Below are 21,454 nucleotides of genomic sequence, written 5' to 3'. Positions count from 1 at the left end.
CGAATCAGTGTTCCCTGTGGTCTCCGGATGCACACGAGCGAAGTCGCTCCAGCACCGAATCAGAGACTTCCAGCAGGCCGACGCGGATGGCGTCGTTCCTCGCCTTGAGCCCGTTGCGGGAGAACAGGCGAAGCCCCGAACCGTTCGTCGTCCGTACGTTTTCGATCGATTCGACCAGTCGTGAGTTGGCGGAGACGAAATCCGCGGCCGCGCCGCCGAAAGCGGGATCGAGAGCCAGAAAGGTATACCCGGTCCGCCATATCGAGTCGACTTCGGTGCCCATAGGGAATCCGAAGATCGACCCGGTCAGCAACTGGACGAGCAGGGAGATGGCGAATCCCTTGTGCTCACCGAACATCACCGCCGAGACCGCGTCGTCCGGGTCGAGGGTGTAGTGGCCGTCGCGGTCGACGAAGCATCCGGGCGGGAGAGCCTGCCCGCCGCGCCGGGCCTCCCACAGCAGTCCCATGGGTGCCTTGGTCGTCGACATGTCCGCCACGAGTGGCTCGTCCGCGGTGGGAACGGCGAAACTCAGCGGGTTGACGCCAAGGAAACCCTCACCCGCTCCCGGGAGCGTGACGTCGGCGGTGGAGGTGTTCATCGCGACGCCGACGCAACCTTCGCCTGCCATCCTTTCGGTCCAGGTGGCCAGGATCCCGTACCTCTGCGAGTTGACGACACCGACCATCCCGACACCGAACCGGCGAGCTTTGCGCACGGCGATGTCGGTTGCGAACGCGGCGCTGATCGGGCCCACTTCCCGCCGTGCGTTCACGACGGTGATCGCTTTCCGGTCGTGGGTGATCTCCGGCGGCCCTTGGCGTTCGTGGAAGTACTGCGATTCGAAGCAGAACTTCGCCAGCCCGTGGGTCTTCTTCCCTCGCAGCTCTCCGTCGAGGTAGTGGCCCACGACCAATTCCACCTGAGAGGCGGGGACACCGGACCTTTCACAGGTGCGGATCATCAGCGATCTGATCTCGTCCAGCTCGATCAGCACCGCGCATCTCCTTCCTCGGCGAGCCCGAACTCGATGCGGCGCTGGATGACGAACTGCTCCGCCGCAATCGCCTCGGGCGTGAAGCGTTCAACCACGCGATGGTGGAGATGTTGCCTGTGCGCACATCGCGAAAGCCGTGCGAACAGCTCCATGTCGAGTTGCTTCTGCGAGCCGAAGCAGGTGAGAGCCTCCTGTTTCGCGTCCAGTGATTCGCGGCTGGCGAGGAAGAAGAGGTTCGGTTCGAATCGCACGCTGTAGGGGGAGCGGAAGTAGCTCAGCTCGTACACTTCCCGTTGTGCGACGGCGGTGACTTCCGCACCGGCCACCGAGTGATCCAGGTGCTGGTCGTCCGGGTAGTGGGTGTACACCACATCAGGGCGTGATTCCCTGATCACCCGAAACAGTTCGGCGTTGATCGCTCCCCGGTTGCCGGTGAAGCGAGAGTCGGGGATGTCCGAGAACGTGTACGACCTGACACCGAGGACTTTTCCGGCCCGCAGACACTCGTCGCCCCTGGGTGACGGGCCGCCGGGGGACGCGGACCCACGGGACAGGCAATGGACGTCGACGTCGGCACCGTTCGCCGAGTACCAGTGGATCCTCATCCCCATACCGATCTCTGCGTCGTCGGGATGGGCGACGATCACTAGGACTTTCTTCATCGGGATCCTCCTGCGGGATCGATTGTCTGCGCCTGCGGGTGAGTTACGCCGGCCTTGCGCTGACCAAGAAACAGCTGTTCAGCTCGCGGCCGTCGATTCCGTGCCAGGTGAACGGCTGGGACGCGTGGCGCGGCCACCGGAGGTAGTGCAGGCTTCCGGCGACGGTGATCGCGCCTGCCCGGTTGAAGACCATTTTGGACGATTGGCCGCCGTCGAGGTGATAGACCCGCGCGGGGTCGATACCGTCCCGTTCGTACAGTCCGACGACTTCCGCGGGGGTCACTCCGCGGAAGACGTGGGTCAGCGGCGCGCCGTCGAAGACCCGGAAACACAGACGGCCGCCGTCCTGATGGACGAGAGTGCGCGCGTAGCGCACGGGCCGGAACGGGGACACCCCGAGGGATTCGTCGTAGCCGTGGGCTCCTTCCCGCGTCGCGTCGTAGGCGTTCGGCCCGATGGAGACCGCCGACCTCATCGCCTTCACCGAGTGGCCTCCGACGGACCGCACGAGCACGCGAGCGCCGACCCGGAACCGTGGATCGCTGGCGAGTCCCGCTCGCAAGACGAAGGCGCTGCCGAACAGGTCGGCCCCGCCGCCCTGCCGCCTTCCCGTGATGACCAGGTCGCCGTCTCGCCACCCCACGGTGTAGTCCACCGCCGCGTGCCTCAGCGGCGTGACATTGCCGGCGCGGTCCACATAGCGGACGAACCCGGTCCTTGCCGCGGCCGCGTAGTCGACACGGCAGTTGGCCGGGCCGAACACGGTCAGAGTGTTCGCCGGTACCGTCCCTTGCCGATGGCCGTCCTTCGAACCGCTCCAGGTGAACGGCCGCCCGTCGACGGTCAGGGTTCCCACGGCGGGCACCGGTCCGAGGAACAGGCCGTCGGCGAGGTCGATCAGCCCGGGCTTGGTCGCCGTCGACAGGCTGACGAGGCGGCCCTCGCGACAGCACAGGTCCAGGCACGGCTCGATGGGCTGATAGCCCTTGTCATCGGAGCTGAACGAGAACGACCCGCTCACCGCCGCGAGCCGCCGCGCGCCGTCCAGCCGCGCACGCAGGGGGAAACCTCGGTCCGAGCTGATCGCCTGAACGTCGTTCGCGCGTAGGTCGACCGCGAGCTGGAACACGTTGGTGAAGGAATCCTGCCCCAGCTCGACGCACCACGAGCGATACTCGAGGCCGTCCGCGAGCGCGATCCGCCGGCTTTGAGTACGGACCGCGAAGCACTCCTGGCTCCTCGCCAGTGCTTGGACGTCGTCCACCGCGTAGCCGTGCAGACGCAGAATCTGTTCCGCGGTCTGCTCGGCGTACTTCTCCACTGTCAGCACGGCAGTCACCTATCTCCGCAACGAGGTCTCGGTCCGGCCGATCAGCTCGGCGAGTCCGAGGGAAGGAGACGACAGGACGTCCCACACCGCTTCGGCGACAGCGGACCGTTCGCACGTCGTCAGGGTGAGGCGGTACGGGACGTTCTTGTCCCACAGGCGGTAAAGGATCGTCGCGCCCGCCACGGCGGACACGGTCTCCTCCTCCGTCTCGCTCCAGTGATCAGATCCTTGATAGGCGTCCAGCAACGAGCGGACGAGGTGACCGGTCCGCCCGGTGTGCTGAACGTGGTGGAGGACCACGTGGCCGGTGAGATAACCGAGGTCGTACAACGGGGAGCCGAGATGCACGTTGTCGAGGTCGCAGATCGCCACTCGCCCGCCGGTCAGGCTCATGTTCTTCGGGGCCGGGTCCCCGAGGATCAGCTGTCGGTCGGCAGTGGCACGGAGCCGGGCGGCGAGGTCTCCGAGTACCGGGTGCCCGTGCTGCTCGAGGCACAGTGCGAAGGTGAGGTTGCGAAACTCGGTGTCACCGTCTGCGCGCAGAGGAGCGGTCATGACCCGCGTCGCCCGGTGGACGCGCCGCAGCGCGTCGCCCAGCAACCGCATTTCGCTCACTGTCGCGGGCCGCTCGAGCAGGTGATCTTCGTAGGTCCGCCGGTCAGGGAAGATGTCGGTCAGGACCATCGCGTGGACCGCCGGATCGTAGTGCAGGATCCGGGGAAAGACGTCGGCGACGGCGGAGCCCAGCAGAGCGATCGCGCGGCGCTCGAGCCCGATCAAGGCCGGATCGGTCTCGAGGTGGGGAATCCGGGCGAACCGGTCTGTCCGTGCCTTCAGCACGACCGTGCCCCGCGTGCCCGAGACGCGGAAGACGTGGCTGACATTGCCGCTGGTCAACTCCTGCACCGCCTCGACCTGGCCTACGTGGGCCGCGCATACGGGCGCCAGTCTCGCCGGTATCGCGGGGGAGACCCGCGCGACCGGCGACCACGAGGCGGACGCGACGTCCGCGCCGCTCACAACTGTGCCTCGCGGAAGCGGCTGTGGGCGGCGGCGGGCGGCTGATCGCGGGTGCGCCGGAAGTCGGCCCTGGCCAGGTTCGAACGGCCTGCCCACTGCTGCGCGGCCGAGAGGTAGGTCGCCGCCATGAGAGCCGAGCTCCGCCGGTGAGAGGTCAGTTCGGAGGCCATGGTCGCGCGCTCGCGCTTGCCGTTGAGGAACTCGAGGAATTCGTAGATTGCGCGCCGACGGCTCGCGGACTGGGACGGCTCCCCGCAGTGGTCGCCGTCGCCGGCCGTTTTCAGCGCGTCGTAGTCGTACGCCTGGTGACTTCGCCACCGGGGATTGAAGGTGTTGTTCCTGAACACATGCACGGCGACATGCCCCTTCTCGCCGATGCTGTGTGTGCCCGTCTGAGCGAGGTCGTCGTCGAGCGATTGGAGGGAATGGAAGTGGATCGCCTGGAACGGTCCCTGTTCGACGATGTGCGTCTCGTGGCGCACCCGGCCGTTTCCCTTGTAGAGGTCGCTGTTGTTGGCGACGAGGTTGCCCCGTTGCGAAAAGCCGTTGTGCAGGAGGTTGATACTCCCGAGCGTCATGACCCGCCCCTGTGTCTTGAAGCAGAGTGAGACGAAGGCGTCCACTTCGCCGAAATCGGCGATGGAACGGTGGAGTTCGTCCTCCGGGTAACGGCTCGTGTCGGCGAAGCCGGGAAAGAGCCGTCGATAGTCGGAATGTGTCAGCTGTGCCAGCAGATCGGCGGGACGCGTCGTGTTGACGTGGACCTCGACCTGGTCGATCGTCTTCCCCGGTCGTTCACCTGCTTCGAGCAGCCACGGGACTATGTCGAAGAAGTGGTAGCCGGAGTGGGCGATCTTCCCGTACCCGCGGTCGAACGAGTGGTAGCCGATGTCCAGGAGTTCGTCGGGAAGCCGCCACTGCCCGTCGCTGTGGAAAGACTGCACCGACGTCACCGGGCAGTTGGTGAACGCCGCCACCTCGGAGACGAGTTCCTTGATGCGGAGGAAAGCGGGGTGGTACCGCCGCTGGCACTGCACGGACACGATGAGGTCCGCGTTGTCTCGCTGCGCCAGCGCGTATCTGTCCGAGAGGTCGTCGAAGTCGGTATGGATCAACGCGGCGCTCGCGGGGTCTGTCGAACTGCCGGGGCGCACGCTGAGCGGTTTGTCGAGGAGGACGCTCAGCGGGTGATCGAGCGCCCATTTGCTGTACGCCATGTGGAACGAGGGTTCGGTCGAGACGAACACCGCGTCGATGTCGTGCTCTCGGACGATCCGGTCCAGCACCGTGCGAACGGCGGGTGGAAGCGTCTCCTCTGACGCGCGGAACGAATCGACGTAGTACATGGTGACCGCGTTGTCCGCGGTGAAGCCGCGATGAGATTCGATGGTGGATCTCGCCTCGTGTACGTCCACACCGATCACCGTGGACACGAGACCGGCACCGCGGGCCGACAGGAGCGTAGGAAGGTGGTTGCGCCGCGCGTGCGGTCCGACTCCGATCAGCAGGATGTTCTTCAACTGCGCCTCCCCAGTGTCAATGCCGTACTTCGGACGACGTGCTCCCCGGCACGTCAGCGTCTTCGTGTCACCCGAGGTTCGCCATGACACGCCTCGAGAATGCCGAGAACACGGCTCCGAACACGAAGAGCATCGCCATGTCGAGCCAGATGCTTCCCGCCGGATAGCCGAAAAAAGAAGCACGGATCGCCGAAGTCGCGTAGGTCGACGGGCTCGCGTAACCGAGCACGTTCAACCACTCGGGAAGGCGGTCGGCCGGAACGTAGACGGGGCCCAGGAACAACAGGGCCATCGACATGGCGAGCGAGACGGAACTGGATGTCTCAGGAGTCCTGCAAAGCGCACCGATGGCGGCACCCAGGCCGGCCAACGCCCAGGAGGACAACAACAGCACGGGAACGGCCGCGAGGCTCAGGTGCAGGTCGACGCCGAGGAACAGCCGGGCCACGACCACCGTGGCGACCACGCCGGGCAGGGACAGGAAGAAGAACGCGGTCACCGTGGCGTAGGTCAGCGCGTTCAAGCCCACCGGCATCGTCCGGAAGAGGTCGAGCGTGCCCATCGCCTTCATGTAGGCGAAGTTCTGGGCGACACGATTGGTGTTCTGGAACATCAGTGTGAGCGTGATCGCGCCACCCGCGATGTAGACCGCGCCGCTGCCGCCTTTGTCATTCGAGATGGCGCTGAGCGCGAAGATGATCAAGGCGGGGGTCGCGATCCCCATGACGAGCATGGGTTTCCACGTCCATCTCCAGTTGCGCAGCTGCATCTGGAAGAGAATCGACAACTGGTTCACGTACCGCTGAATTCCGTACATAGTCTTTGTACAAGTCCTCGATCGTTTCGGTGCGCACGAGTAGATCTGTCACGTCTTCGTCGGCGAGCGAGTCCACGATGCCGTGGAGGTCGTCGACCGTCGTCGTATAGCGTTTCCACACCGGTTCGCCGCCGGCCGACCGGGTGCGGTACTCGACCTTGACGTGCCGTTCTTGTGCCCGCTTCAGTTCCGCGGGCGTGCCGATGGCGAGGAACCGGCCGTCACGCATGATCGCGACACGGTCGATGATCTTCTCGGCTTCCTGCGCGTCGTGCGTGATGAAGAAGATCGTGGTCCCGAGTTCGCGGTTGATGGCGCTCAGCCGGTCCCAGACGTGTTCCCGGTTGATCGGGTCCAGATCGTTCGTCGGCTCGTCCAGCAGGAGCACGGGAAGCCTGCCGGTGGTGGCGATGGCCAGCTGAAGCAGCCGTCGTTGCCCTCCGCTGAGCTTCACGGCCTCTTTGGCCGCCGATCCGCTCAGATTCCACGCGTCGATCTGGGACCCCGTCTCCGCGCGCGCCGCGGCTCTCCCGGCTCCCCTCAGCCGGGAGATGTAGTAGATCGCCTCCTTCACGGTGAGGCGGTTCATGGCTTCACTGGACTGCGGCATGAAGCTGACCGTCTCGCGTAGCTGTGGCAGGTTGCGGCGGATGTCCCGGCCGAAGAGTTCGATGGAACCGGAATCCGGCGTGGTCAACCCGGCCATCTGGCGCACCAGGGTCGATTTACCCGCCCCGTTGTCGCCGAGTACGCCGAAGATCTCGCTTCGGACGATATCGAAACTCAGGCCGTCGTTCGCCACGCGCTTCTGATAGGACTTGGTGAGGTTTCGTACGGAGTAGAGCACTTCGTTCATGCGAACCAGCCGAATCTCGGTCGTTGTCATGGATCGGTTCTTCGAGTCTCAGAACTGATCAGGTAGCCAGACTTCTTGGGTGTTGGTCAGCGCGACGAACTGCTCCATCGCTTCCCGGGAGCGTGCCCCGTCCGGTGAGACCCCGTCGAGGAAGGCCGACTCGGCCGAGCGGTACCCACCGGCGAACCAGCAGGACAGCTGCCGCCAGCTCAGGGTGAAGTCGGCGGGATGCCGGGTGACGGAGGCCATCGCCTCGCCGTGGTCGAACTCCACGAGATACCTGGTCGGAGGTTCGTTTCCGAGTCCTTCGATCTCGAGCACGAGATCCTTCTTGACGAAGGTGGGCCATCCGCGCCTGCCGATCGCGGCAGGCACGTCCAGCAGCCGGAACATCCAGGGGTTGTGGGCCTCGGCCTCGGCACGGTACCGGCTGAGGTTGTGCAGGAGGAACGGCGTGGGAGGCAGGCAGGCTCGTCTGAACGCCACCCATTCGGCACGACTGTTGTGCCGGCTGAGGAACTCGAACATGCTCGACGCGACGTGCGCGTCCTCCGCGAAGAAGTCGTGCACGTGGAGTTCGGTCCGTCCGGTTCTCGACACACCCGAGACCGTCAGCACACCCCGTACCTCGCCTGCGCCATCTCGGAACTCGTAGGTGTTCAACGCGAAACGTCCGGTCTTCCAGTCCGGCCACCAGTCCGGACGGGCGAGCGCCCCGTTCCATCGCCGTGTCACCGTGCTGATCAGCTTGTCCCCGTCCGAGGACCGGCCGAAGGTGACGTCGTGGTCGTACCGGGGAAAGGCCCGGCGGAGGTCGTCCGCTCGCACAGTCCACGAATAGACGCTGCACGGCGCTTCCCAGCCGAGGGCCCGGCCGTACTCGTTCGACCGGGTCCAGGCGCACGCCGCTACGGCACCCGCGTCGTAGAGTGACTTCAGCCGCTCGCCGAGTGCGTGGACGGCCAGTCGCTTGCCGCGAAGCTCAGGCGCCAGGCACCCCGCGGCCAGCAATGCGCAGGGTACCTCCTGGCCACCGAAGAACTGGCCGACGACCATTCCGAGACCCCCGCCCACCACGGTACCGGACTGAATCGCCACCCGGCGGTCGGCCACATTCCGCAGATAGTCCGCGTCTTCGATGGCGTAGCCGTAGCTCCGCCGTGCCAGTACGAGGAATTCGTTCCACTCTTCGTCGGACGCTTCCTTGATCAGGAGATCGCTCATCACAGCCTCACGTCGGTCAATACGAGAACAGGTCGCGCTGCGAAGTGATGTTCACCGGGAGCACGAAGGACCGGTCGAAACCCAGTACTTCCCGATCCGCCACGAAGCCCTTGGTGCTGAGGGAAACGATCCCCATGTCGGGCTTCGACCTGGAGCGGCGAAGGCCGGTCACGGTGCTGACGGTGTAGAGCGTGTCCCCGGCGAACACCGGCGAGGTGAACTTGGCGTTGTCCAGCGAAAGATTCGCCACCGTCATGCCGCTGAACGTCCTCGTCGTCATCCCGACGGCGATGCCGAGCGTGATCGTGCCGCACACCAGCGGGCGCTGCCAGGGGGTCTGCCGGGCGAACTCGGCGTCGGTGTGGATCGGGGCCACGTTTCCGGTCACCGCGCAGAAGAGCACGTTGTCGTATTCGGTGACGGTGCGTCCGGGGCGGTGTTCGATCACCATCCCTTCCTGCAGGTCGTCGAAACCGAGTCCGACCACTTCCCGGTAGCGGTTCGCCTCCAAGCGGCGGAAGCCTTGCGGAAGCGCCTCGATGCTCAGCGGTGTTTCTGTCACGAGTCCTCCTGTCCGAAGCGTTCGACGAGACGTACGGCGGCCTCGACGAACGGGGGGCCGATCATGCGGCCGTTCAGTTCCAGAACGGCCACCTCTCGCGCGTCGCTGTCGACGATCGCGCGCGCGAACTCCAGTTCTTTTTCGGTCGGGGCGAAAGCTTCGTTGATCGCCTTCACGTGGTGGGGGTGGATCGCGCCCTTGCCCTCGAAGCCCGCGGCCTTCGCGGTCGCGCATTCGTCGAGCAGGGACGCGTCGCCGTCGAGGGCGAAGCAAGGGGAGTCGATCGCGATCTTGCCGTGTCTTCGCGCGGAGTTGGCGATCAGCTGCCGGACGGTGAGCATCGAGGACGCGCGGACGTCGGCCCCGATGGTCACGGCGTAGTCCGCGGCACCGAACGCGACCCCGGCCACACGGGGATGGGCCGCGATTTCCGAAACCTCCTCGACGGCACGCGCCGATTCGATCAGCGCGTACAGCTCCGGCCGGTAGGTGTCGGTGTCCAGCACCTCGGCGAGGATGTCGAAGTCCCGCGGCGAGTCCGCCTTGGGGAGCAGGATTCCCTGAGGCCGGCAGGGCCAAGTGGCGATGTCCACGACGTCTTGAAGGCCATACGCGGTCGTGAGCGAGTTGATGCGAACCCCGCGGAGGGTCTTCGTGTCGACGGTCATCGAGAAGAAGTCACGCGCGGCGTGACGCCCCTCTTCCTTCATCGCGGGGATGACCGAGTCTTCGAGATCGACGAGAGCGACGGTCGCGCCACAGGTCAGCGCACCCATGTAGCGATCGGTTCGCAGCGCCGGGGTCAGCAGGCAGCTACGCCGGTCTCGGATGGCGGTTGTCGGGCTTGCTGTCGACATGAGCTGATTTCCACCTCGTTCGAGTAGTCGGGTCAGGACACGGCTTGGCGCACCCGGCCGGCGGCCTCCGGGATCAGATCCTCTTGGCCCGCGATCGCCTGCATGCGTCCCAGTTCGACGAAGATGTCCCAGGGACTGACCCCGTAGTCGGCCGCCGCCTTCAGAACCTTCCGCTTGAACCCGGAGAACACCCCGGCGAGCCCGCTCACCAGGCTGGCCGAGTCGATCAGCGGGAACGACCGCACCAACTCGGCCGCGGCGAGCTCGGCGGCGTCGAGGCACCGGTTGAGGTCCACACCGGTTCGTTTGCCGAGCCGTTGGGCCACGGCGCAGATCACCTCGAGCTGGGCGTTACCGGCGCCGGCGCCGAATCCCCTGGAACTCGCGTCGATGATGGTCGCACCGGCTTCGAGCGCGGCGATGGAGTTCGCCGTCGCCAGCCCCAGGTTGTTGTGGGCATGGAACGACAGCGCCACTCCGGGGACGGCGTCCGCCATCGCGGTGATCCGTTCGCGCACCTCGTCGGGAAGCAGATACCCGGCACTGTCCATGAGCCCGATCGCCGTGCAACCGTAGCCCGCCAGGAGCGTCGCGCTCCGGGCAAGCTTCTCGGCACTCGCCATATGACTCAGAAGCATCACCACGTGGCATTCGAACCCTTCCTCGAGAGTCTTCTCGACGTAGCTCTCGCAGAAGTCCGCCAAGGTGGAGTGGACGCCCAGCCGCAGGATGTCGGCGCCGCACTCCTTCGCCAGTTCGATATCGGTGAAGGTGCCGAGGCCGGGGCAGAGGAACGCGGCGAGTTTCGCGGACTTCAGCGCACCTCGGACGGTCTCCAGCATCACCCTGTCCGAGGTCAGCGCGCGTCCGATCTGCAACGATGAGGCACCGAGCCCGTTGCCGTGACCGACCTCGACGATCGGGACGCCGGCGAGGTCGGCCGCCTCGGCGTAGCGACGGATCTGCGTCTCGTTCAGCTGATGTGCGATGGCGTGCTGCCCATCACGAAGTGTGACGTCGTACAGGATGATTTCAGGGGGGTTCACCGGATCCTCGTTCACAATCGTGTTGCTCCTTGCCTTGGTCTCGCCCATATCCCGAAAGCCGGCAGAGCGCATGAGTGCTACGCGGTCATCAGCGCGCCAGGCTGTCCCTGTCGTTGGCCGGACGAACGGCCGTGAAGTCGGGCGACCTGAACCGCGGCGCCATTGATGATCTCCAGGTTTCCCGCGTGGCTCGGCAAGGTGGCCGCGACCGCCTGAACCGCCACGTCGACCGTGACGACCTCCGGGGTGTTGCACGTCAACCGGGCCGAGTAACCGGGCGAGTACCGGCGGACGCCGTCTTGAACGGACTGGACGAGGGATTCGAGGTCGGCGTCGGGCACCTGCCTGCCGCAGTCCGCCAGCGACACGCTCAGCCGGAAGTCCGGCGCCGGCCTGGCGGGGCTCACGCTGGCCATGAACTTCGCGGACGGCGAGCCGGTCAGCTCCAGAATCGCGTCCCTGGTGCTTTCGATGAATTCGTTGGCGTTACGCCTGGTGCCCGGTCCGAAGCTGGAACTGGCCGCGGTGGCGGTCACTTCGACGTAGCCGGGTGCCAGATGCGCCACCAGTTTCGCGAGGATCGGGATCGAGGCCTGCCCGGCGCAGCTCACCATGCTGATGTTCATACTGTGCCGGACGTGGTCGATGTTGACCACCGGGACGACCGGAACGCCTACGTGGCTCGGCGTGAGGTCGACCATGAGCGAGCGTGTCGTCCGCGCCCGTTCCCAGTGACCGGGGTGAGTACGGGCGTCCGTGGCATCGAAGATCACGTCGAAGTCGGCGCCGTCGTCGAGCTCCTCGACGAGGCCCCGATAGGAGACGGCGTACCCCTGTTCACCGAGCTGGCCGAGCCTCCGGGTGCGCGATCGCCCGATGATCATGGCCACCTCGATGTCGTCCACCTCGCGGATACGGTGGAACAGGTCCATGCCGATGAGTCCGGCACCGACGATCGCAGCGCGCAATGCTGGCATTGATATCTCCTGGGTTTCGGCAGGCCGCACGTGTCGGCGCTGGCACGGATTCGTCACTCCTGTGGCCGAAGGCGCCTATTCGAACCTCAATCGGACGTCCTCGTACTCACTCGAAACGGCGCGGACCTCGGACACCCCGTCGAGGCCGATACTGGCGTGGACCGAGCCGGTGATGACCAGATCGCCTTCGTGCAGGCCGAGCCCTGCTCGATGCAGTCGCTCAGCGAGCCAAAGCACCGACTTGACGGGATCGCCGAGAACGGCGTGTCCGAAACCGGTGTCCGCCTTGAAACCGTCGACGAATATGTCGATCCGCTGGTCCTTCAGGCGGTCGACGGGGACCGCTTGGGTCACCGGCCCGGCCACGGCAGCGCCACAGGACGCGTTGTCGGCGATGCTCTGCCACAGGGAAATGAGCCAGCTCGGATAGCGTGTCTCGAGGATCTCCAGCGCGAGGAACGTCCCCGAGATGCCGTCTCGGACGGCCGCTTCGTCCGGGCTCGGCCCGGCGGGGAAGTCGGCCAAGATCACCACACCGAACTCGGCTTCGACGCGTGGCTGGAAGAACGTGCCGGCGGCCACCACCGAGTCGTTCGCCAGCATCATCCGGTCGAGCAGGATGCCCGAGTCCGGCTCGGTCACGCCGAGCTGACGCTGCATGGCCTCCGAGGTGAGGCCTACTTTGTGACCGATGACGTTGGCACCCGAATCGAGCGCTCGGCGGATGTTCAGGTGCTGGACGGCGTAAGCGTCGTCGAGCTCGCCGGAGGCGAACTTGGCCAGGTCCCCGGCGGCGACCTGGGTGTTGTCACGCCCGGCGGCGTACAGGAGGTCCGCGGCCTCGGTGATCTGCGGCAGGAGAGCCGCTCGCTCGTCGAATGTTCGTTTGAAGGCCGGTGTCGAAAGTAACTTCATAAGCGATTCGTATCCTTCATGAGTGTCGGCACTGACATTCGTTGCTCGCGGTATTTCGGCCGGTAGATCCGGCGAGCAGAATTGCCGCACGCGCCGGGCTTCGTCTTGTTGGTCGTGTCCCCTGAATTGTCTCCGAGTGCTTCGATTCGCGTCCGGATGACCAAGTCTCACACGGTTCATTGCTCGTGTCATTGGCGACGAGCGACCCGAAAGTTGACGTAAGACGCACTTGGCGCGGCCGGATCGGCATGGTGCCCGATGGATGCGATCTTGTTGCTGTGTCAAGGCAATTCCACTCGGTGTACGAGGGAAGCGGGTCCCAAGTCCGTGTTCGGGCGCGTTCGGTCGGCTCGCCGGGAAACGGAGTCGGTGCCCGTGGCCATTTGCGGCAGGTGCCTTCTTGTGGCGCCGGTCGCTATTCACCTGAATGGGCCACTGACGGTGAGAGTTCCTCCTGCTAGCGTTGACTGATGCGGGAGGGCTGAGTTACCATTCGCGATTCGAAAAGTTTCCTCGTTGGCTGATCATTCTGGGGTTTCTGATGAAGGTCGCGAAAGTGGAGAATTCGTCGTAGCCGCTCCCGTGGCGCACGATAAACGTCATACGTGGGTAGAACGTCGCCGCGGAATGGCGTCTGGGGTCGAGGCGGGGCCGAGTCATGCTTTTGCCGTCGTACGTCCATTTTCTGGGATCCGGCGTCGGCGGAGAGGGTGGTCGGTCGTCAGTGTCGCGCGTCGAGGCGGTTGTCGTCCACGGCCAAGGGCCACCAGGACCGACTTGCCGGCGTGCACCGGGCTTCCGCACGTGACGTTTTCGTAGTGGCTTCGACCGGATGTCATCGGTGTCGTCGTAAGCCGGCCACTTGCTGGGGTGGCTCGTCGTGGACCGACGGCGGCCTTGTCCGGACATGTTGTCGATGACAGGAACGAGTGGGGGATTAACACTGATGGTCTGCGAAACTGGGGAGAAGACGGCGAGACGCGGTGGCCGGCGGGGCAGTGGACGGCCGGCGAGCGCTGGGACTCGGGTGCCCGTTCCCCGGGGTGGTGTGCGCGCGACACAAGCCGGTCATGACGATCACTGGGTACGGAGGACCGAACTGGGCTGTGTCACCGTTCAGGAGATCATTTTTCGTGAGCCAGTGGTGAAGGCGCACGAACTGAAGGTCGACGAGGAACACTTCGCGCTGTTCATGCCCACGTCCGGCGTGTTCACGATCGCCACGGGCGGCGACGCCGCGCGGCTGGGTGCCGCGGAACTCGCGCTCTGCACCACTCCGGGGCCGCTGGCCGTGAGCGCGCAGTCGGCCGATGTCGAGGCCGCGGGACTCGTTCTGGCCATACCGGATTCGATCGCCTCATCGGCTCCGTCGCGCCCCCTGGTTCCCCGGCTGGAGGTGTGTGACGTGGCCGGTCCCGGTGTGCTGCTTCGCGATTTCCTCGTCGAGGCGACGACACAAGCGCGAGGACTGAGTGCGTCGGAGGCCGATCGGACCGGAGAGGCCGCGCTGTACCTGGCCACCGCCGTGGTCGAACGACACCGTCAGGTGACCGCGCAAGCCGGCTCCCTGAGGCGGCAACATCGGTTGTTCACCCGGATCAGTGCGCATATCGACCGCAATCTCGGCAGCTCCGGGCTCACCCCGCGTCGGATCGCGGAGAGCCACCACATCTCGGTTCGCTACCTGCAGCGGTTGTTCGAAAACAACGGGAGCACCCCGTCGAGGTGGATTCGTCGGCGCAGGCTCGAGAACGCCCGGCGCGATCTGCGCGATGCGGCGTTGCGGTCGTTACCGGTCCGGGAGATCGGGCTCCGGAACGGGTTCGTGCAGCCGTCGGAATTCAGCCGGGCGTTTCGGTCGGAGTACGGAAACCCGCCGGGAAAGTTCCGTGAAGAGTGGTTCCAGGATTTGCGAGAATCCAGGGCTTGACCTCTTCCTGGATCGAGTTCCACCGGCGATTCACCCCGGCATTGGGTGGTCTTCGGCGCTGGCGACCACTTCGAGGGTGAATTCACCCGCCATGCGGACGAGTTCCCGGGGTTGCGGGGAAACGGGGAACGGCTCGCCCTCGCGCTGCGCCAGCGCTGCCCGGACGAGAGGCAGCCAGCGCTGTCCGAAGGTGTCGAGCGCGTACTCGGCGGCGGATTCCTTGGAGATCAGATCGCCGGTGACGAGGGTGTGGTGCAGACGTGGCGGACCGAGGACGCGGGAGACGGCGAGGCGGTGGGCGGGTACGAGCGGCTTCCTAGGTGCGTTACCGGACAGGAGCCGCTCGGCCCAGTTCTTCCAATGGACTTTGAGCTGCTCCAGGTTCCACGCGCGCAACCGCTCCGGTTCGGGGTCCAGTCGGAGATCGGCCGGATCCGGGCCCCGTAGGGCGATTCCTCCTTGCTGCAGCAGCTTCCACGAGACGGGGTTGACGTCGAAGCCGCCTCCTCGGGTGAAAGTCCATCCGCTGTGTGAAGCCAGGGCGTGGATCTTCGTCACCGGTTCTTGGACGTCCGCCATCGAAACGAACGTGCCGTTCATGGTGCCGGGAAGGCTGGAATCGGCCCTGAGCAACGATCGGCCGACCGTCGCCGCATTGCCCAGAACGTGCAGGGCGCGCAGTCGGCGGAGCTGCCGGTCATCGAGATCGCCGTGCACGAAGGCGACGAAATCGATGTCACTGCGCTTCGGTCGCCAGGCGCCGAGGGCGACTGAGCCGACGACGTAGAATCCGGTGATCTTCCCCGGCAGCAATCTATCCGCGATTCCGAGGTAACGCGCTGCGTTGCGCGCGGCGTCTTGAGGGAACATCCGCCCAGTCTTGCATCGTGGTGAGGGACTCCTTCGAAGGGACCCGCTCAGTATGCCCTATGAGTGATGACGGTTGTCCGGGCGCCGAAGGGGAGATGGTTACGATTTCCGCAGTATAATCGACCTTGTTGTCTGCGAGATCGGGCCGTCGAGTGTTGTGAACTCCAGTTCCGTTGCTGTGCAAGGTAATCACTTCCTCCCGTTGTCGTCGCCGCTAGCATGAAGGAATGATCAGGGCGGGAGAAAAGGGCGTATGAACGGTCGGCCGGTCGCGGACGACGAGGTCTTCCAGCTTGAGATCCGGGTCATCGACGTCGTACCGGAGTGTTGGCGGCGAGTGCAGGTCCTGGCGTCCATCACGCTGGGAGGCCTGCACGAAGTCATCCAGATGGTCATGGGCTGGCGCGACGACCACTTGCACCTGTTCGCGTTGGGTGACGACCGGTCCGACGGTTCGCGGCTCGCCGTGGGGGCGGACGAAGCGGTCGTCACGGTGGCCGACGTGTTCACCGTCGGTGTGCCCGTCCGGTACCTCTACGACGTCGGCGATGCCTGGTGCCACGAGATCACCCTGGTGAGGGTCCTCCGCCGCGACCCGGCGATCAGGTATCCGGTCCGCGTGGCGGGCCGAGGCGAAGCTCCGGACGACGGCCAGTGAGGTCGAAGATCGGGCGTAGCGGCCAGCCACGGAAAGTGCTCGATAATGTCCACTTGTTGGTGCAACAAGACATTATCGAGCACTTGACATGTCCGGTGCTACTAACTCGCCTTACTTCTGAACACGTCGAAACGGACGCCCCGACGTCAAAGATACGCCCAGCCGGTATGTCGGCCTTAGCCGCGAGCCCGGACTGAGTCGCCAGGACGTGCTCGTGGTCCGAGGCGGGATCGTGCCCGCCATCAACGCCGGACTCGACCCCGTCCAGCGGTGCGTCGGGCTCATGGCGGGACTGCGCGACGGCAAGCTTGTCCCGCGTTCGTCGTTCTTTCAGCTCGAACTTGAACCCGCGCAGCGGGAGCTGCTGGACCGAATCGCTGCTGGTCCGCTCATCACGGTCGATGACTTGACAGCCTCAGCGGTCCTGCCCGTTTCGGCTGCGGCGCGGAGCATTCCGAAACCACCGCGAGGAAACGATCTGTTTTCAAGTGAGTGAAGCGCCGGAGACGTAGCACGTACCCGAAATTGAACATTCTTCGGTGCTTGACGCAGCAGGCGCCCTCTTGCCATGCCGCTCAGATCCCCGCTCTCGTCCCGCGCGTTTCGACAACCGCGCCGGGCAGCGTCAGGGTGCTCGGAATGGTCAGGAAAGCGCAGGTCGTCTCCGGCCATTGGGCCAACGGTGCGTCAGGCATGCCGGCGCGCATCATTTCGGACGTGAATGATCGAGGGCATCGAGCCGCCGGAGGTGGTCTTACACGTCCGAGGGATCGGGCAGTTTCGGTCGTTGATCTGTTCGGGCGATGCTTGGTCGTCTCTCGTCATCGGTCAGTGCTCGCGCGGTCTCGGCTTCGGGTCGATGGAAGGGGCCGGGATGGGCGGGTTGGCTGGTGCGGGGTTTGTGGAGGCTGTCGCGACTCGTCGTCGTGGTTCGCCGCGGGCTCCTGGTCGGGTGGTAGGGGGTGTGCGGTTTGCGTTCTACGGTCGGATGTCGACCAGCGAATTCCAGGACCCGCAGACGTCGCGTGCCTGGCAGCGCGCGGTGTCGGACGAGTTGGTCGAGGGCGTCGGTGAGGTCGTGGTCGAGTTTTTCGATGAGGGCCGGTCGCGGCGGTGGTCGTGGGGGGAGCGCCCGGCAGCGTCTGCGTTGCTGGCGGCCGCGGAGGATCGGGACCGTGAGTTCGATGCCGTGGTAGTGGGGGAATACGAGCGGGCCTTCCACGGCGACCAGTTCCGCGAGGTGGTCGCACGGCTGAATGCCTTCGGTGTGCAAGTGTGGTTGCCCGAGGCCGGTGGACCGGTCGAGTTGGACAGTCCGGTTCATTTGGCGTTGATGACGTTGCTGGGTGCGCAGGCGCAGCGTGAGGTGGTGAGGGCTCGGCACCGGGTGATGGCAGCCATGCGTGCGCAGACGCGGTTGCAGGGGCGTTTTCTTGGTGGTCGTCCGCCGTATGGGTATCGGTTGGCCGACGGCGGGCCCCATCCGAACGCCATCCACGCGCGATGGGGCCGGCGCCTGCATGTGCTGGAGCCGGATCCGGGGGCCGTGCAGTGGGTGCGATGGATGTTCGCCGAGCGGGCTCGCGGTCGATCGGTAGCGTCACTGGCGCGGGAGCTGAACGACCGCGGTGTTCCGTGCCCGTCGAGAATTACCCCACGGACCCGAAGATCCGTGGGGTAAAAGAGTGTCCGAGGGGGGACGCGGTCACAAATCCTTGGCAGATCTCCTAATTTCTGGGAGGTCATGTGTGGACGATACATGACCTCGAGACCGTTGCGCCACTCAGCAGCCGCGGAGGGCCTATCACTGCTTGTCTTCGGTGGCCATGGGCGTCTTGCGTCGTTGTCGAAACGCAGTGAATTTCGCGGTCAGCTCAAACATGTAGTCCAATAGGGCCTCGCAGAGATCTAATGCGTCCTCGGCATCTTCGCGCGACGGCGCGCGGGCTGGATGCTCTGCTGGTGAACAGCGCGGGCGGTATGGACTTTCTAGGTACTGCGGGAATGCTCAGAGGTTGTTCGAATGGCGTCTTGAAGCGGTCGACATGTGTAGACCAGGAAGTTCCCGCCGGTTCTCATCACGACCTTCGCTTGATGGACCGGTAATCTGAGCACTCACTTCGGACATCGATCCCGGCCCGCGTCCGAACCACCTAGCTACGTGTGGACACAGTGTCACGGGCGGCGCAGGCGTTGGAACCACGCCTTGATGCCGCCCCGCCATTTAGGACTGGACTCGGTCGGGTCGTCGGGTGGCCTCTGCGGTCGGTGAGCGTAGTGCTGATCGAGCAGGACTTGGTCATCAGCGCGTAGGTGTGTGATCTCTGCGCGGGTGTACGTGCGGGCGGTATGGATGTGTCCAGCGCGTATCCAGTAGTGGGACCTGCAGGCGAAGCTCCAGTTGCCGATGGATGGCGATAGTGAGATCGCCTCGCCGTTGAAGGTGATTGACCATTGCTTGGGGTGCAGGGGGGTGACGACTTCGTGGCCGCATCCGCAACAGCAGCGGTGGACCGCGGTGGCGTACGTGAGGCTGACGTAGACGATGCCGTCCTCGACATGGTCGGGGACCGTCTCGACGAACTTATGTGTGATCGTGGTCCGCATCGGCTTTCCCGGTGTCGTTGATCATGGTGTTGCCGTCCAGCACGTATACGCTGTTGAACTCGCGGTCCAGATCGAGGTAGATCCCGTTGAGCTTCTTCCACTTGAGTACGGCCATCACGGCGTTGAGGCAGTTCACCTCGGCGATTTGGACGTTCTGGTCGTACTCGTCCAGTTCGCCGTCGGAGAACGGAATGTTTTGGCGGGCGATGTCTCGATGATCGGGAGAGCTGGTCGTGGTCCTGACCTGGCCGGCCAGAGCGTCGTCGACTCGGTAGAGGCCGACGCCGCAGTCGGTGAAGGGAATTTCGGTCGCTTCGAGCGCGGCGACGATCGCCTTCTTTGCGGTGCCGTCGGTCAAGGTGAGGAACACGAAGTCCATGTCGGTGAGTTCGTCGACGTTGGTCTCGATCGGCCAAGAAGTTGATGCGGTCGGCCTTGCGTCCCTGCAACGGATTGTCACGTCAGGGGAGCAGGCGTATGGCGAGTACGGTTCCATCCGGGTGAATTGATACCGGGCCTCCCCATGAGTTGTCCCAGGAACCGCTGGGCCAGGCGGAGCGGTGCTCGTAGATCTTGTGGCGGTACTGCGTCACTCGTCCGTGAGCCAGGAGATCGAATAGTGCGGCATCTACGCCAGAGAAGGCTTCAACGCGGGTGCCGTTCAGTCGGAAGACGTGGTCGGTGCCGACGAAGCGTTTGCCGAGGAGAGTGTGATTCGCGTCCTGCACGCTACCGGTGGCCGCGTGCGTGAAGCCGATGAAGTGCTTCCGTCCTTGGCGCTCGGTCAGGTACTGGGTGGTCTTTTCGCCATTGCCGGCGAAGGCTGTCAGTCCCGCGGCGGCCGTTCGTGCGAGCACGCGCCCGAACCATTCGTAGTGATCCGGTGTGATATGGAAGCCGGGGATCGAGATACGGGCTTCGTCACCGTTGGAAGGCAGGTGGATTTGGGGGAAATGGTTGACGTCGCTGAGCTCGGCATCCAGGTCGCTACCCTCAGCGCTGGGATTGGCCAGCCAGCCGCCGCTTCCCTCAGCGCAGAGGGCGTGCACGGTGACGTGGCCATCCAGGGGCAGCTCAGTGCTGAAGATCAGGCAGGGGGTCTCATTCCATGGTCCGACGTGCACCGCCTCGACGTGAGCCGATGCAGACGCGAGTTGGACGTGGGAGTGTGCGGCGTTGCTGTGGTTGCCCTTACAGGCGATCGGCAGTACTAGAGAAGGCGCTCCCGGCTTCCACAGCTCGGCGAAGAACTGCGGGCGGTACCGGTAGTTCTGTCGTTGTCCCTTGTCTCTGCTGGTCAAGGCCCAGCCTGCGCGCAGCGCCGTGTCCGCGGGCACGATGGAGACGACGCGATCCGGATATCGTTGCGCCAGGATCCGCCTAGCCAGTACCAGTGCGAAGCCGACACCGAGCTCGCTCGACTGGACGGCCTTGTAGTAGTCCGCCGTGTCCTTGCCCTCAGCGGATAGCTTCAGGAAGGAACCTGTGTCGCCGGTCAGCGCCTGGCTGTACTTCAGCGCGCCCCAGTGCTCGGCGAGTCCGCGCGCGGCGCCTCGTCTGGCCAATGCGATGGCTCTGCCGAGTACATGCAGCACGTCCCACGGTGTCAGCTGCGAGGATTTGTCTCCCCACGCGCGTATCGGATGGAGTTCGGGCTTCCGCCGTAGAACTTCGTCGTCGTCTTTGATGCTGCTCTCATCCTCCCGCTTCTTTGCGCGCCTTTCGTCGTCGTCAGCTGCTGCGGCGGCCACAGCGCCAACCAAAACGGGATCCGAATGGAGGGAGACGTTCGAGCGTTGCGCTAGATCCCTCAGCACGTGCCTCGCGGGCTTCAACATCATTTTCCTTATGCGCCCTCTACGTCGACCTGGTCGCACTACGCGTGATCAACACCGACACACAACGATACGTTCTCGATCACGGGCATGGTTCCGCTCAAGGAGTGAGGTATGTCGATGATCTTGGGGTGTAGTCGACGACCAGAGTTTGAACCTTGCCCAACCGCCGTGCCGGACTGAGCCTCCGTCTCGGGTCCGGAAGCGAAAACTGGTGATCGTCATCGCGTTCTGCGCGGTTCTCGTAGTGGGCATGGCCACGTTCATCGTCATCAGGGCCTTGTCGCCGACGTGTCCGTCGAGCGGCCACGAGCAGGTGAATCCAGCTACGAACTCGCGTTCCGACAGGTCGCCGTCCGCCGGCGGCCGAGGTTCGACCGCTGCCTGGGGGATGAAGGTGGTGACCGACCACGGCCAGACCGTCTACGGAGCCTGTCGTTTGATCGCGAGAGAACCCACGTGCTGGCTGGATTTGTCGGGTGCGATCACGATCAGCCCGCGCAGCGTGTCCAGTGAGAGCCGGCGGCCTGGGTGCCAGCCGAGCGCGCGTAAGAGGAGGCGTTCGTTGACGCGGCCGGTCCGGTCAATGCGTACGGCGCCGATCAACAATTCGGGGCCTGATTCCACCGGCAGGCTCGGCTCGGGCAACGCCGGTAGCCGGGCAGGTTGGGAGTGGCGCTGGATGCTGTCGGGCGCCAGTGCCGCGATCAACTGCTCCCGAGGCCGGACGGCCCGTGCGGTCCCGGGGACGCGTCGTCCCACCATGCCATG

At 65.0% G+C, this 21,454-nt stretch carries 22 protein-coding genes; 4 read left to right on the top strand and 18 right to left on the bottom strand.

Annotated features, from left to right (window positions below):
* Window positions 1-4: 4 nt before the first annotated feature.
* The 13 genes from LCL61_RS28810 to LCL61_RS28750 form a co-directional block, all read right to left on the bottom strand.
* Window positions 5-997 (bottom strand): Ldh family oxidoreductase, encoded by a 993-nt coding sequence (locus LCL61_RS28810; RefSeq protein ID WP_340682649.1) that lies wholly within the window; start codon window positions 995-997, stop codon window positions 5-7.
* A complete protein-coding gene (locus LCL61_RS28805) occupies window positions 991-1,659 on the bottom strand; it encodes a PIG-L family deacetylase (RefSeq protein WP_340682648.1) in 669 nt (222 codons plus the stop codon). The genes LCL61_RS28810 and LCL61_RS28805 overlap by 7 nt, the downstream gene beginning before the upstream one ends.
* 43 nt (window positions 1,660-1,702) lie before the next feature.
* The gene (locus LCL61_RS28800) at window positions 1,703-2,998 is read right to left on the bottom strand and encodes a hypothetical protein (protein ID WP_340682647.1); all 1,296 of its coding nucleotides are present in this window, start codon (window positions 2,996-2,998) and stop codon (window positions 1,703-1,705) included.
* Window positions 2,999-4,009, bottom strand: coding sequence for a phosphotransferase family protein (locus tag LCL61_RS28795; RefSeq protein WP_340682646.1), 1,011 nt, complete (start codon window positions 4,007-4,009; stop codon window positions 2,999-3,001). It abuts the gene before it with no gap.
* Window positions 4,006-5,529, bottom strand: a complete 1,524-nt coding sequence (locus tag LCL61_RS28790; RefSeq protein ID WP_340682645.1) for a Gfo/Idh/MocA family oxidoreductase — start codon at window positions 5,527-5,529, stop codon at window positions 4,006-4,008. The genes LCL61_RS28795 and LCL61_RS28790 overlap by 4 nt, the downstream gene beginning before the upstream one ends.
* Window positions 5,530-5,596: 67 nt before the next feature.
* On the bottom strand, window positions 5,597-6,262 hold the full coding sequence (locus tag LCL61_RS28785; RefSeq protein ID WP_340682644.1) for an ABC transporter permease: 666 nt from the start codon (window positions 6,260-6,262) through the stop codon (window positions 5,597-5,599).
* Window positions 6,198-7,202, bottom strand: a complete 1,005-nt coding sequence (locus tag LCL61_RS28780; protein ID WP_340682643.1) for an ABC transporter ATP-binding protein — start codon at window positions 7,200-7,202, stop codon at window positions 6,198-6,200. Before LCL61_RS28780 ends, LCL61_RS28785 begins: the two co-directional genes overlap by 65 nt.
* 48 nt (window positions 7,203-7,250) lie before the next feature.
* Window positions 7,251-8,426, bottom strand: a complete 1,176-nt coding sequence (locus tag LCL61_RS28775) for a GNAT family N-acetyltransferase (RefSeq protein WP_340682642.1) — start codon at window positions 8,424-8,426, stop codon at window positions 7,251-7,253.
* Window positions 8,427-8,442: 16 nt separating this feature from the next.
* Complete coding sequence (locus LCL61_RS28770; RefSeq protein WP_340682641.1) at window positions 8,443-8,988, bottom strand: MaoC family dehydratase; 546 nt, start codon at window positions 8,986-8,988, stop codon at window positions 8,443-8,445.
* The gene (locus LCL61_RS28765; protein ID WP_340682640.1) at window positions 8,985-9,845 is read right to left on the bottom strand and encodes a CoA ester lyase; all 861 of its coding nucleotides are present in this window, start codon (window positions 9,843-9,845) and stop codon (window positions 8,985-8,987) included. The genes LCL61_RS28770 and LCL61_RS28765 overlap by 4 nt, the downstream gene beginning before the upstream one ends.
* 32 nt (window positions 9,846-9,877) lie before the next feature.
* Entirely contained in the window at window positions 9,878-10,891 is a 1,014-nt protein-coding gene (gene dmpG / locus LCL61_RS28760; protein ID WP_340682639.1) for a 4-hydroxy-2-oxovalerate aldolase, read from the bottom strand.
* 77 nt (window positions 10,892-10,968) lie between these two features.
* Window positions 10,969-11,868 (bottom strand): hypothetical protein, encoded by a 900-nt coding sequence (locus tag LCL61_RS28755; RefSeq protein ID WP_340682638.1) that lies wholly within the window; start codon window positions 11,866-11,868, stop codon window positions 10,969-10,971.
* A gap of 75 nt (window positions 11,869-11,943) precedes the next feature.
* Window positions 11,944-12,783 carry a 2-keto-4-pentenoate hydratase gene (locus LCL61_RS28750; RefSeq protein WP_340682637.1) on the bottom strand — a complete coding sequence of 280 codons (840 nt, stop codon included), beginning with the start codon at window positions 12,781-12,783 and terminating at the stop codon, window positions 11,944-11,946.
* A gap of 907 nt (window positions 12,784-13,690) precedes the next feature.
* On the opposite strand from LCL61_RS28750, the gene LCL61_RS28745 reads away from it, so the two are divergent.
* On the top strand, window positions 13,691-14,713 hold the full coding sequence (locus LCL61_RS28745) for a helix-turn-helix domain-containing protein (protein WP_340682636.1): 1,023 nt from the start codon (window positions 13,691-13,693) through the stop codon (window positions 14,711-14,713).
* A gap of 30 nt (window positions 14,714-14,743) precedes the next feature.
* Here the strand turns inward: LCL61_RS28745 and LCL61_RS28740 are convergent, their stop codons facing one another.
* Window positions 14,744-15,583 (bottom strand): nucleotidyltransferase domain-containing protein, encoded by an 840-nt coding sequence (locus tag LCL61_RS28740; protein WP_340682635.1) that lies wholly within the window; start codon window positions 15,581-15,583, stop codon window positions 14,744-14,746.
* Between the two features lie 253 nt (window positions 15,584-15,836).
* On the opposite strand from LCL61_RS28740, the gene LCL61_RS28735 reads away from it, so the two are divergent.
* From LCL61_RS28735 to LCL61_RS28725, 3 genes are all read left to right on the top strand, one after another.
* On the top strand, window positions 15,837-16,241 hold the full coding sequence (locus LCL61_RS28735) for a plasmid pRiA4b ORF-3 family protein (protein WP_340682634.1): 405 nt from the start codon (window positions 15,837-15,839) through the stop codon (window positions 16,239-16,241).
* Between the two features lie 232 nt (window positions 16,242-16,473).
* On the top strand, window positions 16,474-16,737 hold the full coding sequence (locus LCL61_RS28730) for a hypothetical protein (protein WP_340682633.1): 264 nt from the start codon (window positions 16,474-16,476) through the stop codon (window positions 16,735-16,737).
* Window positions 16,738-16,962: 225 nt separating this feature from the next.
* On the top strand, window positions 16,963-17,922 hold the full coding sequence (locus LCL61_RS28725) for a recombinase family protein (protein WP_340682632.1): 960 nt from the start codon (window positions 16,963-16,965) through the stop codon (window positions 17,920-17,922).
* Between the two features lie 494 nt (window positions 17,923-18,416).
* Here LCL61_RS28725 and LCL61_RS28720 read toward each other — a convergent pair whose 3' ends face one another.
* The 4 genes from LCL61_RS28720 to LCL61_RS28705 all read right to left on the bottom strand — a co-directional run bounded on the left by LCL61_RS28720 (window position 18,417) and on the right by LCL61_RS28705 (window position 21,394).
* Window positions 18,417-18,848 carry a DUF6527 family protein gene (locus tag LCL61_RS28720; protein ID WP_340682631.1) on the bottom strand — a complete coding sequence of 144 codons (432 nt, stop codon included), beginning with the start codon at window positions 18,846-18,848 and terminating at the stop codon, window positions 18,417-18,419.
* On the bottom strand, window positions 18,826-19,344 hold the full coding sequence (locus tag LCL61_RS28715; RefSeq protein WP_340682630.1) for a hypothetical protein: 519 nt from the start codon (window positions 19,342-19,344) through the stop codon (window positions 18,826-18,828). Before LCL61_RS28715 ends, LCL61_RS28720 begins: the two co-directional genes overlap by 23 nt.
* Window positions 19,310-20,689, bottom strand: a complete 1,380-nt coding sequence (locus LCL61_RS28710; protein ID WP_340682629.1) for a hypothetical protein — start codon at window positions 20,687-20,689, stop codon at window positions 19,310-19,312. Before LCL61_RS28710 ends, LCL61_RS28715 begins: the two co-directional genes overlap by 35 nt.
* A gap of 417 nt (window positions 20,690-21,106) precedes the next feature.
* Window positions 21,107-21,394 (bottom strand): hypothetical protein, encoded by a 288-nt coding sequence (locus tag LCL61_RS28705; protein ID WP_340682628.1) that lies wholly within the window; start codon window positions 21,392-21,394, stop codon window positions 21,107-21,109.
* Window positions 21,395-21,454 lie beyond the last annotated feature (60 nt).

This window comes from Amycolatopsis coloradensis (assembly GCF_037997115.1).
Lineage (GTDB): Bacteria > Actinomycetota > Actinomycetes > Mycobacteriales > Pseudonocardiaceae > Amycolatopsis > Amycolatopsis coloradensis_A.
This window is presented reverse-complemented; position numbering and strand designations above follow the sequence as displayed.

Excerpts from the sequence above, each read along its gene's own strand:
- LCL61_RS28745 (WP_340682636.1), top strand. The coding sequence starts at position 13,691 with ATGTTGTCGATGACAGGAACGAGTGGGGGATTAACACTGATGGTCTGC.
- LCL61_RS28755 (WP_340682638.1), bottom strand. The coding sequence starts at position 11,868 with ATGCCAGCATTGCGCGCTGCGATCGTCGGTGCCGGACTCATCGGCATG.
- LCL61_RS28805 (WP_340682648.1), bottom strand. The coding sequence starts at position 1,659 with ATGAAGAAAGTCCTAGTGATCGTCGCCCATCCCGACGACGCAGAGATC.
- LCL61_RS28715 (WP_340682630.1), bottom strand. The coding sequence starts at position 19,344 with ATGGAACCGTACTCGCCATACGCCTGCTCCCCTGACGTGACAATCCGT.
- LCL61_RS28765 (WP_340682640.1), bottom strand. The coding sequence starts at position 9,845 with ATGTCGACAGCAAGCCCGACAACCGCCATCCGAGACCGGCGTAGCTGC.
- LCL61_RS28780 (WP_340682643.1), bottom strand. The coding sequence starts at position 7,202 with ATGAACGAAGTGCTCTACTCCGTACGAAACCTCACCAAGTCCTATCAG.
- LCL61_RS28735 (WP_340682634.1), top strand. The coding sequence starts at position 15,837 with ATGAACGGTCGGCCGGTCGCGGACGACGAGGTCTTCCAGCTTGAGATC.
- LCL61_RS28750 (WP_340682637.1), bottom strand. The coding sequence starts at position 12,783 with ATGAAGTTACTTTCGACACCGGCCTTCAAACGAACATTCGACGAGCGA.
- LCL61_RS28740 (WP_340682635.1), bottom strand. The coding sequence starts at position 15,583 with ATGTTCCCTCAAGACGCCGCGCGCAACGCAGCGCGTTACCTCGGAATC.
- LCL61_RS28785 (WP_340682644.1), bottom strand. The coding sequence starts at position 6,262 with ATGCTCGTCATGGGGATCGCGACCCCCGCCTTGATCATCTTCGCGCTC.
- LCL61_RS28720 (WP_340682631.1), bottom strand. The coding sequence starts at position 18,848 with ATGCGGACCACGATCACACATAAGTTCGTCGAGACGGTCCCCGACCAT.
- LCL61_RS28725 (WP_340682632.1), top strand. The coding sequence starts at position 16,963 with ATGATCGAGGGCATCGAGCCGCCGGAGGTGGTCTTACACGTCCGAGGG.
- LCL61_RS28710 (WP_340682629.1), bottom strand. The coding sequence starts at position 20,689 with ATGATGTTGAAGCCCGCGAGGCACGTGCTGAGGGATCTAGCGCAACGC.
- LCL61_RS28775 (WP_340682642.1), bottom strand. The coding sequence starts at position 8,426 with ATGAGCGATCTCCTGATCAAGGAAGCGTCCGACGAAGAGTGGAACGAA.